9 protein-coding genes, 1 tRNA gene and 1 pseudogene are annotated in these 10,625 nt (G+C 44.0%); 3 read left to right on the top strand and 8 right to left on the bottom strand.

Annotated features, from left to right (window positions below; genetic code table 11):
* Positions 1–75: 75 nt before the first annotated feature.
* Positions 76–375 (top strand): annotated as a pseudogene (locus ACHBID_RS06915) (tyrosine-type recombinase/integrase); the annotation flags it as partial.
* Positions 376–436: 61 nt separating this feature from the next.
* On the opposite strand, the gene ACHBID_RS06910 reads toward ACHBID_RS06915, so the two are convergent.
* The 3 genes from ACHBID_RS06910 to ccpA form a co-directional block, all read right to left on the bottom strand.
* A tRNA-Arg gene (locus ACHBID_RS06910) sits at positions 437–508 on the bottom strand.
* A gap of 47 nt (positions 509–555) precedes the next feature.
* Positions 556–1,230 carry a hydrolase gene (locus ACHBID_RS06905; protein ID WP_394731887.1) on the bottom strand — a complete coding sequence of 225 codons (675 nt, stop codon included), beginning with the start codon at positions 1,228–1,230 and terminating at the stop codon, positions 556–558.
* Positions 1,231–1,465: 235 nt separating this feature from the next.
* Positions 1,466–2,467 (bottom strand): catabolite control protein A, encoded by a 1,002-nt coding sequence (gene ccpA / locus ACHBID_RS06900; RefSeq protein ID WP_283241320.1) that lies wholly within the window; start codon positions 2,465–2,467, stop codon positions 1,466–1,468.
* 204 nt (positions 2,468–2,671) lie between these two features.
* Here ccpA and ACHBID_RS06895 point away from each other — a divergent pair, with 204 nt between their 5' ends.
* Complete coding sequence (locus tag ACHBID_RS06895) at positions 2,672–3,757, top strand: Xaa-Pro peptidase family protein (protein WP_105160576.1); 1,086 nt, start codon at positions 2,672–2,674, stop codon at positions 3,755–3,757.
* Between the two features lie 435 nt (positions 3,758–4,192).
* Here the strand turns inward: ACHBID_RS06895 and tgt are convergent, their stop codons facing one another.
* The gene (gene tgt / locus ACHBID_RS06890; RefSeq protein WP_105110421.1) at positions 4,193–5,335 is read right to left on the bottom strand and encodes a tRNA guanosine(34) transglycosylase Tgt; all 1,143 of its coding nucleotides are present in this window, start codon (positions 5,333–5,335) and stop codon (positions 4,193–4,195) included.
* Positions 5,336–5,475: 140 nt separating this feature from the next.
* On the opposite strand from tgt, the gene ACHBID_RS06885 reads away from it, so the two are divergent.
* Positions 5,476–6,330 carry a DUF975 family protein gene (locus ACHBID_RS06885; RefSeq protein ID WP_394731888.1) on the top strand — a complete coding sequence of 285 codons (855 nt, stop codon included), beginning with the start codon at positions 5,476–5,478 and terminating at the stop codon, positions 6,328–6,330.
* 73 nt (positions 6,331–6,403) lie between these two features.
* Here the strand turns inward: ACHBID_RS06885 and ACHBID_RS06880 are convergent, their stop codons facing one another.
* The 4 genes from ACHBID_RS06880 to polA all read right to left on the bottom strand — a co-directional run bounded on the left by ACHBID_RS06880 (position 6,404) and on the right by polA (position 10,536).
* Positions 6,404–6,838, bottom strand: coding sequence for a CoA-binding protein (locus ACHBID_RS06880; RefSeq protein ID WP_394731889.1), 435 nt, complete (start codon positions 6,836–6,838; stop codon positions 6,404–6,406).
* Between the two features lie 117 nt (positions 6,839–6,955).
* Positions 6,956–7,114 (bottom strand): hypothetical protein, encoded by a 159-nt coding sequence (locus ACHBID_RS06875; RefSeq protein ID WP_394734392.1) that lies wholly within the window; start codon positions 7,112–7,114, stop codon positions 6,956–6,958.
* A gap of 22 nt (positions 7,115–7,136) precedes the next feature.
* Positions 7,137–7,913, bottom strand: a complete 777-nt coding sequence (locus tag ACHBID_RS06870; protein WP_394731890.1) for a glucose-6-phosphate isomerase — start codon at positions 7,911–7,913, stop codon at positions 7,137–7,139.
* Positions 7,900–10,536 carry a DNA polymerase I gene (gene polA, locus ACHBID_RS06865; protein ID WP_394731891.1) on the bottom strand — a complete coding sequence of 879 codons (2,637 nt, stop codon included), beginning with the start codon at positions 10,534–10,536 and terminating at the stop codon, positions 7,900–7,902. Before polA ends, ACHBID_RS06870 begins: the two co-directional genes overlap by 14 nt.
* Positions 10,537–10,625: the final 89 nt, after the last annotated feature.

Genomic DNA, 10,625 nt, shown 5'->3' with positions numbered 1-10,625 from the left:
CTATACTGAGTTGGGGAATTCTAGTATATCAGACGAACATGTCTTTTTTGTTGCACTTCATTTTACAACGCGGGATTTGTAAATTTTTATTCTGGTATTCCGACAAATAACGCATGTAATAAACATCTACAGTCTATCTTAAAAAAATTGGATATTACACCTTTAAATCTAACATGTACAGGAAACCGCCACACATATGCTTCTATTCTGATATCTGAAGGCATTGATTTATGGGTTCTTGCTAAAATTATGGGTCATAAGGACATCACTCAAATCATAGAAACTTACGGTCATTTGATTAATGAAAAAGAGAAAAAAGAAAATGATCGAATTCGTCTATTGCTAATGAACGATAAATCAATAGATCATGGTTGAACAAAAGTTGAACAAATTAAAAAGAAACGCTGTTAAACCAACGTTTCTAAGCTATATAATATCTCCCCTGCAGGAATCGAACCTGCAACTAATTCTTAGGAGGAATTTGTTATATCCATTTAACTAAGGGAAGGTTACCCTTCTATTGTAACCTAGAAGGGAAAGGATTGCAAGACTGGATTAGTCTGCTGCGTGCTTACGGTATTTTTCCATTTTGGCTTTGAACAATTCCCCATTGCTAGGTGCCGTGTAGGTAACCGCATTCGCTCCAGCCTCAATGACTGTGCGAATGCTGTCTTCGGTCGGACCGCCTGTTGCAATAATCGGAAATTCGGGGAAATCTTGACGAATCTTGGCCACAACCCGCGCAGTATCTGCTCCACAAGAAACATTGAGAATATCAACACCAGCCTCAATCCGGGCCTTAATATTTGATTTCTCAGAAACTACCGTATAGATGATAGGAATATCCACAACCTTGTTGATTTCCTGTATAGTATCGACATTGGTCGGACCATTGACAACAACCGCATAGGCACCTTCTGATTCAGAAAAGAGGCTCATATTAGCAGAGCGGAGACCTGTGGTCAAGCCACCACCCACACCTGCAAGTACAGGAACTGAAGCTACCAGCATGATGCTCTTAAGAATAGCTGGACTAGGCGTAAAAGGATAGACTGCTAGCACAGCGTCTGCATTATGATTGGCAATAATCGCAACATCCGTCGTAAACAAAATCGAGCGGATTCTGCGTCCGTAAATTATGATACCGCTACATTCTTTGATAATATTAGGCATCTGCACAATATCCTGGCGCAAATCTGACAAGATTGACGGTGGAACTGGCTTGTTCATAGGTCACCTCCATTTTTATATTTTAGAACATCAAGACTAGTCGCAAAAGGAAACTCCCCATCTCAGCAAGAACATTTCCCATCCTTAGCTGAAATTTGAAAACCTGATGTCCACTTACACTCTAGCCTAGTTAAATTTCGGTTTAATAATATTCATTATAACACATTTTTATCAGGAATAGGAAGCTATCCCTGAAAAAATCAAAAAATCCGGAAAATCGTCCGGATCCTTTGAACTATTTGGTAGATTTGCGAACCTTAATGCCGTGATTCAGAATGACTTCACGGTTTTCCAATTCTTCCTTGTGCATGATTTTGGTCAGCATCCGCATGGCAATGGCACCAATATCATACAATGGCTGATTGATAGAAGTCAGGTTAGGTCGTGTAAACTTGGTCACCAGTGAATCATCGCTTGTAATGATTTCAAAATCTTCTGGAACGCTGAGACCCTTGTCTGAAATACCATTCAAGAGACCTGCTGCAATTTCATCTTCTGCCACCAAGGCTGCCGTCGCACCTGCGTTCAAGATACGTTCAGCAAGAGCATAGCCTTCTTCATACTTATACTTAGATTCAAAGACTAGGCCTTCGCTAAAGTCCAAGCCCGCTTCTTGCAAGCCATCCTTATAACCAGCAAAGCGGACCTTGCCATTGATATCATCAACCAACGGTCCAGATACAAAGGCGATTTTCTTGTTGTTTTTAGCCAACAGGGTAACCGCATCCTTGCTTGCTGCAGCGTAGTCAATGTTTACGCTCGGCAATTGTTTTTCCAAATCAACCGTACCAGCCAGAACAATCGGTGTACGTGAACGAGAAAACTCCGCACGAATCTTATCTGTCAAATGGTAGCCCATGAAAATGATACCATCCACCTGTTTTGAAAAGAGGGTGTTGACCACATTAATCTCTTTTTCATCGTTCTCATCGCTATTGGCAAGGACGATATTATACTTATACATATCAGCAATGTCATCAATCCCCTTAGCCAAGGTTGCAAAGTAGGCGTTAGCAATATTTGGGATAACCACACCAACAGTCGTCGTCTTCTTGCTGGCCAAACCACGGGCAACGGCGTTAGGACGGTAATCCAAGCGCTCGATGACCTCTAAGACTTTTTTGCGGGTATTTTCCTTAACGTTCTTATTTCCATTGACAACGCGGGAAACGGTCGCCATAGAGACCCCGGCTTCGCGGGCAACGTCATATATCGTTACCGTATCATCAGTATTCAACATATTTGTGTTTCCTTTCATCTTTCTTTTTCTATGAAAATTACGCTTTCACTCTCTTATAGTGTATCACTTTTTGTAAACACTTTCAAGAGAAAAATAGGACTTTTTTCGCTAGGACTTGCAAATTTTTTGATTTTTTGAAACAATAGTCCATATAATAAACGAAAATTTCATTTTTCTTATCATCAAAAGAAAGGTATGCCTATGTCTAAATTACAATATGTGCAAGATTACCTAGAAAACAATCAACTTGAATTGGCCATTTTCTCAGATCCTTCCAGTATCTACTACCTGACCGGCTATCACGCTGACCCACACGAACGCCACATGTTCCTCTTTGTCATGCCAGACCATGAACCGCTCCTCTTCCTACCAGCTCTCGATGTCGAGCGCGCTCGTGCAACTGTTTCATTCCCCGTAACTGGCTACATGGATTCTGAAAATCCTTGGAAAATCATCCAGGCAAGTCTGCCAAACAAGGCCTTCAAGACAATCGGTGCTGAATTTGACAATATGAATTTGACCCGCTACCACGGTCTCCAGTCTATTTTTAATCAGCCTTTCTCAGACATCACTCCGCTGATCAATACCATGAAATTGATTAAATCCCGCGATGAAATTGAAAAAATGTTTATCGCAGGTGAATTTGCGGATAAGGCCATGCAGGTCGGATTTGACAACATTTCCTTGAATGTCACAGAAACCGACATTATCGCCCAGATTGAATTTGAAATGAAAAAACAAGGCATTTCAAAAATGAGTTTCGATACCATGGTCTTGACCGGTAATAATGCAGCTAATCCTCACGGCATTCCCGCTACTAATAAGATTGAAAACAATGCCCTGCTTTTGTTTGACTTGGGCGTAGAAACGCTAGGCTACACTTCTGATATGACACGGACAATTGCGGTCGGTCAGCCTGATCAATTCAAAAAAGACATTTACAATCTCTGTTTAGAGGCCCACATGGCAGCTGTCGAGATGATTAAACCCGGTGTGACTGCTGGTGAAATTGACTACGCTGCTCGCTCTGTTATTGAAAAATCTGGTTATGGTGAGTATTTCAACCACCGCCTGGGCCACGGTTTGGGAATGAGCGTTCATGAATTTCCATCTATCATGGAAGGCAATGATTTGGTTATTCAAGAGGGCATGTGTTTCTCTGTTGAGCCAGGTATCTACATTCCGGGCAAGGTCGGCGTCCGCATTGAGGATTGCGGTCATGTGACCGAGAACGGCTTTAATGTCTTTACCAAGACGCCGAAAGAACTCTTGTATTTTGATGTATAAAAAGAGAACCTCCTACTATTTTGTAGGAGGTCATTTACTTACCTATTTTTTTAGAAAAGTTGTTAATAGTCGAAAAGCATGGATCATTAGAATAACAAGAATAGCAATAACATTGATAAAAAGTGGTATTATTACGAAAGCAAGTCCATATATAGCAATGATAGTTGCATCTTCTATCTCAGCTCTGTTACTCAAGTACATCATATATAAATAGCTGGATGCCAAAATGAAAAAAATAACATAAATACCTTTGGTCCAATAGTGATATAAAAATCTATAAATCAAGGCATTTCCAACTAGCGTAGCAATAATAAGTAGTAAAATTAGCCAGGTTTCGACTAAATAAAGGAGCCAAAATATGAAAGGGAGACTCATCGATACCAACAAAGTCCCTAATATCAGACCCGCTCTTTTAAGAATTACATTCATACTTGATTAAAAATTTCGACCATTTTTGCCGTAGCCATATTTTTCCATAAAGTCCTGACGGAATTCGAGCAGGTTATCGTCCATGATAGCCTGACGAACATTTTTCATGAGGTTAATCAAGAAGAAGAGATTGTGGTAGCTGGTCAAGCGGATACCAAATGTCTCGTCGGCCTTAAGTAAATGACGGAGATACGCACGTGTGTAGTTTTTACATGTGTAGCAATCGCACTCTGGATCTAATGGTGTAAAGTCCTCAGCGAACTGAGCGTTTTTAACCACAAGACGTCCTTGACTGGTCATGCAAGTTCCATTACGTGCAATGCGTGTTGGTAGTACACAGTCAAACATATCAACCCCACGAATCACACCATCAATCAAGCTATCTGGTGCTCCAACACCCATGAGGTAACGAGGCTTGTTTTCCGGCAAAAGCGGCGTTGTGAAATCCAAGACTGCATTCATCTCATCATGGGTCTCACCGACAGCCAAACCACCGATGGAATAGCCCGGAAAATCCATGCTGACCAGGTCGCTAGCTGATTGGCGACGGAGGTCTTCAAAACCAGCCCCTTGGACAATCCCGAAGAGCCCTTGGTCATGCGGGCGACGGTGAGCCTTTAGACCACGCTCCGCCCAACGGCTGGTCCGTTCAATGGACTTCTTGACATAGTCATACGGTTGGTAGAATTGCGGGCATTCATCAAAGCTCATCATGATGTCAGAACCAAGATTATTCTGGATGGAAATGGCTTTTTCCGGCGACAGGAACATCTTGCTGCCGTTGAGGTGGTTCTTGAAGGTCACGCCTTCTTCTGAGATATTGCGGCTATCTGCCAGCGAATAAACCTGGAACCCGCCCGAATCTGTCAAAATCGGCTGGTCCCAATTCATGAATTTGTGGAGTCCACCGGCACGCGCAATCAGCTCATCACCAGGACGAAGCCAGAGATGATAGGTATTGGACAAAATAATGCCCGACCCCATTTCTTTCAGCTCCTCAGGCGACATGGTCTTGACCGTCGCTTGCGTTCCCACTGGCATAAACATAGGCGTTGGGAAGGTCCCGTGTGGTGTGATAATCTCACCCAAACGAGCACCTGTGTGCTTTTCTTTCTTGATCAAGCGATACTTGATTGGTACATCTGTCATATATATTTACCTCCTACCAGGAAAAACAGTCCTGGGAAAATCAACAGGGCTCAGCTGAGCCTGCAACTAATCTAGTCTATCAAAATTTACCTTTCTTGTCACTTGAAACTGTGTTAAAATATGGAGGAAAGGAAGGCTTTATGTTTACACTATCATCTATTCGCCAAAAAGCTCGCCTGAGCCTGAGAAGGAATCCTACTAGCTATAAAATCGTTTTGCTTCCTGTCCTGCTCACTCTGCTGATCAATCTATTTACAAATTCTCAGACAGATATGGAGCGTGTTACAGACATTAGCCAGGACACCCAGGCTAGCATTTATTACCTACTGTCCATTTTAGGATTTACAAGCTTCTACAGGTTGCTCCTTGCCCTTCTGCTGCTCTCCGTCTCCTACAGCCTATTCCTATTGATGTTGGGCAAAAAAGCGACAGGGAAACTTACTGATAGCCTAGCTATCTTCAGCCATCCATCATTTGGAAAATTCTTGGCGGTTTTCAGTTTAAAAACAATCCTGCTCATTCTCTGGAGCTTGATTTTCTACATCGGTGCCTTCTTGCTGCTAGGGTCTAGTATCCTCATCAGCAACCTGTCCGCAGAACTGCTTCAAGCCAACTCGGTTGAAGTACAGGAAAGCCTGACTGGCATGATAGCTATCGGCTTTTTGGTTTTTATAGCTGGTTTGTTCCTGATTTGCATTGGTCTGGCCATCTATTTGCCACAGGTCTATGCCTATTCCCAGGCTGAGAACATTCTCTTCCAACGCTTGGAAGCGGACACTTATACCAGTGCCAGAGCCATTTTGAAGGAAAGCCGTCAATTGATGAAGGGCTACAAATGGAAACGATTCCTCTTGGATTTGAGCTTCTTTGGATGGTTTATCTTGACCATTATCACCAGCGGACTTGCGGATTTCTATGTTCTTCCCTATCACAAGACTGCCCAGATTTATTTCTATCAGGCTATTCTGGAAGAAAAAAGTACCAAATCAATATAATTCGACCATTCAAAAAGCGATGTCCGCTCACACTTGCGGCATCGCTTTTTATTTATGTTCTCAGTTACTACTACTATGCTCCTGTCATGGCCAAGTATTCAATCTTGATGCACTTGTTCATGACAATGGCAGAGCGACCAGCCTGACGCAGGATATCTTCTGCTTCTTGGTTCTCCAAGCCCAGTTGAGCCCAAAAGATTTTAGCATCTGTTTGGATAAATTCACGCGCTACATCGGGCAAGAATTCACTGCGACGGAAAATATCGACAATGTCAATCGGCTGGTCAATATCCAGCAGACTAGCATAGACTGGCTCACCAAGAATGGTTTGGCCAACTGCCGTCGGATTAACAGGAATAATCTTGTAACCAGCCTCCTGCATGAGCTTGGAAACCCGATAGGATGTGGCATCCTCACGAGCAGACAAGCCCACAACCGCAATGGTCTTGGCGTTTCTCAGATAATCAAAGATGACATTCTGATCTGGATTTTGAAAAGAATAGGTCATAACTACCTCCTTTTAAGGGTGATAATGATAGACAAATAGGAAAATCAAGAGGTCAAGCAGGTACACCAGGCGGATAAGCCTGACTTCTCTCTTGCTCAGTATCGAACGACCTGGCATTTAGGGAAAGAGGGCCATCAAAACTGCCGTAGCAGCCAGACCTATATTGGCCAGATAGGCCATCTTAATCAGGCTTGCCAGTAGGAAGCCCAGAAATGTAAGTCCTACCCCCAACAGAATCATTTGTCCATAGGTCCGTGTTTGTAGCCATTCTTGCATCATGGTCGTCCTCTGAGTGTTCTTATTTCTTAGAAAGGGAATAAACTACATCCTTAAGCTGACCGATAGCTTTCTTGAGTGCTGTACGGTCCTTGTCCAAGCCTGGATCCAACGAGTAGTAGATAGAGCCTACAACAACAGAATCATCATACTCTCCAGTTGATTCCATCCGATAGAAGGTCAGGCGGGCCATTTTTTGATCGTTCATAATCTGACGACCGGCCTTCCACTCCTGGTCATTGATGATCACAACTGACTGCTCAATGAAATTGTGGTTGGTTTCCGCCATACGGGCAGCCAACTCTTCTTCGTTCATGTTAACACCTTCTTCCAGTGGTGACTTGTTGAAAGCATTGATATTGTAGAGTTGAACCATGTAGTTGTTAGCGCCTTCCTTGACATCGTAAACCGCAGCTAGGGTCTCATCTTCTGTGTTTTCTTTATTGATGGTCCAGTTGGCAGGCACATCGTAGTAGCGCCAATTTTCTTTGATATTGCCGTTTTCATCACGTTCCGCAACACCATTGTTGGCCGCATGTATCTTGTGACCTTTTTGCGTCTCATCAGCTGGCGGATTGTCATTGACAGCAATGACTGGAACATTGACAAGAACATTGAACTGTTCATTTGTTGTGTCTTGTTTTTCTTTTAAAATAGGCAATTGAGTTGAGAAATCATCACCCGAAGGATTGGTTCCCTTGTTTTCTTTCTTCTGGCCACAGCCAACGAGAATCACACTAAACAAGGCAAGTAGAAGAATTGATTTTTTCACGTTATTTCCTTTCTTATTTAGCTTCATACCAGGTCTGACCGGCATTTTCATCCGCAAGCAGTGGCACAGACAGGGCAATGGCGCTTTCCATCGTTTCCTTAACCATAGCTTTGACCGTTTCCAGCTCTGCCATTGGTACCTCCAAAACAATCTCATCATGGACCTGAAGGAGCATGCGGGTAGATAGACCAGCCTCGGTCAGGGCCTTGTCCAAGTTAATCATAGCCACCTTGAGAATGTCTGCGGCCGACCCTTGAATCGGTGAGTTGATGGCTGTCCGCTCCGCAAAATTACGGACATTGAAATTTCGGGAATTGATTTCTGGCAATTCACGACGGCGCTTGTAGATGGTTTCTACAAAGCCCTTATCTCGTGCCTCACGGACGATGGTCTCCATGTAATTCTTGATACCTGGGAAGCGTTCGAAATAGGTGTCGATGTAATTCTTAGCCTCTTTTCTCGTGATTCCGAGGTTGTTAGAAAGTCCGAAGTCAGAAATACCGTAGACCACACCAAAGTTGACAGCCTTGGCATTGCGACGGTCGTTAGCTGTCACATCTTCTGATTTTTCAATGCCAAAGACCCGCATAGCTGTCGAGGTATGAATGTCTGCCCCCTGCTGGAAGGCCTCTATCAAGTGCTGGTCCTGGGAAATATGGGCCAGGACACGGAGCTCAATCTGCGAATAATCCGATGCCAAGAGTATACTGTTCTCAAGCGACGGCACAAAAGCCTTACGAATGAGGCGACCTTGTTCCAGACGGACAGGGATATTTTGCAGGTTAGGATCTGTCGAAGACAGACGACCCGTCTGGGTCAAATCCTGAACATATCTGGTATGGATTTTGCCGTCTTCCAAAATCGCTTCCTGCAAGCCAATAACGTAGGTTGATTGGAGCTTGGTAATCTGACGGTATTCCAAAATTTTCGACACGACTGGGGCAATAGGCGCCAGACGCTCCAGGACATCAACGGCCGTTGAATAGCCCGTCTTGGTCTTTTTAGTGTATTCCAATGGTAGGCCCATATCCTCAAAGAGAATGGTGCCTAGCTGCTTAGGCGAATTGATATTAAATTCTTGACCAGCTAATTCATAGATTTCCTTGGTCAACTGCTCTATCAAGACTTCATTTTCAGCCTGCATGGCTTGGAGAGTCTCTTTTTCTACCTTGATACCGGCAATTTCCATCTTGGCAAGGACATCCGCCAGGGGCAATTCCATGTCAAAAAGAAGGGAAACTTGCTGGTTTTCTTCCAGTTTTTCCAGCATGACTGCTTCTGTTTCGATAAGAACCTGTAGCTTGTTAGCAAGATGAGGGAAGTATTCTGCTCGTTCTGGCAGAGCCAATTTTGCTCCCTTGCCATAGACTACTTCGTCTGGTACTAAACGAGTTTGACCATAAAGGTTGGCAATAGTGGTGATGGCATTGTCTTCGACTGTTGACAGGAGGTATTTTGCCAAACGACTGTCAAAGCTAGCCAGCGGCAAGTCCAAACCATGACGGGCTAGAAGAACCTTTCCACGCTTGAAGTCATAGGTTTTGATAGTCTGGTTTTCCAAGAACTGGCGTAAAATTGGACTATCGAGGAGTTCTGGACCTCCGACATAAATCTGTTCTTTGTCTCCCCAAGCTAGTCCTACCAAGTCTTCTCGGTGGTAGTTTTCACCCAAGATTTCAAAATAGAAAAATTGATCTGCGCGCAGCATGTCCTCAGTCAATTCGGTGACTGTTTGAAACTCGACTGCAGAAACTTCTTCCTCAGCGCTAGTTCCCAACTGAGCCCGCAACTGCTTGAAGCCCATGTCATCGTAGAATTGACCGAGTTCTTCTACCTTTGGACCTTCATAAACCAAGTCATCCAGTCCAATTTCAATAGGAGCATTGGTGTCAATGGTGGCAAGGGTCCGAGAGAGAAATGCCTGCTCCTTATCAGCAATCAGGTTTTCTTTCATCTTGGACGCTTTCATGCTGTCGATGTTTTCGTAAATGCCGTCCAGTGACCCGTGTTCTATCAGGAGTTTGAGGCCTGTTTTTTCACCGATTTTGGTCACGCCTGGGATGTTATCGGACTTATCGCCCATGAGGGCTTTGAGGTCGATAAACTGAGCGGGGGTGATACCCATTTTTTCCATGAGGTAGGCTGGGGTAAATTCTTCGAATTCGGCTACGCCTTTCTTGGAAATCTCAACAACGGTGTTTTCGTCTGTCAGCTGGATCAAGTCCTTGTCACCGCTGACAATGGTCACATCGAAGGGAATGTCTGTCCGCTCTGCCATTTTGTCCAAGGTACCGATAATATCGTCTGCCTCGTACTGAGCTAGCTCATAGTGCTTAACACCCATGGCATCTAGCATCTGACGGATAAAAGGGAACTGCTCGCGGAATTCGTCAGGTGTCTTGGCACGACCCGCCTTGTAATCGGCGTACATCTCCGTACGGAAGGTTGTCTTGCCTGCGTCAAAAGCAACGAGAATGTGGGTCGGCTCAATCCGCTTCATCATGTGGTCCAGCATGAGGTTGAAGCCGTAAATGGCGTTGGTATGCAGACCGTTGGCATTCTTGAAGCGGTCAATTTGATTATAAAGTGCAAAGAAGGCACGGAAGGCTACGGAAGAGCCGTCAATTAGTAAAAGCTTGTTTTTATTCATAGGTCTATTATAGCATGAAAAGGAGGTTTTGGTGGGCTGGGGAGGGCTGGAAAAAGAAAAATCCTAGCTAGGTTGCTAGGACTTCCTGA

Origin of the sequence: Streptococcus sp. A25 (assembly GCF_043674095.1) — a bacterium.
GTDB lineage: Bacteria > Bacillota > Bacilli > Lactobacillales > Streptococcaceae > Streptococcus > Streptococcus suis_V.
Note: the sequence above shows the minus strand (reverse complement) of the source record. Positions and strands in the feature narration are given on the sequence as shown.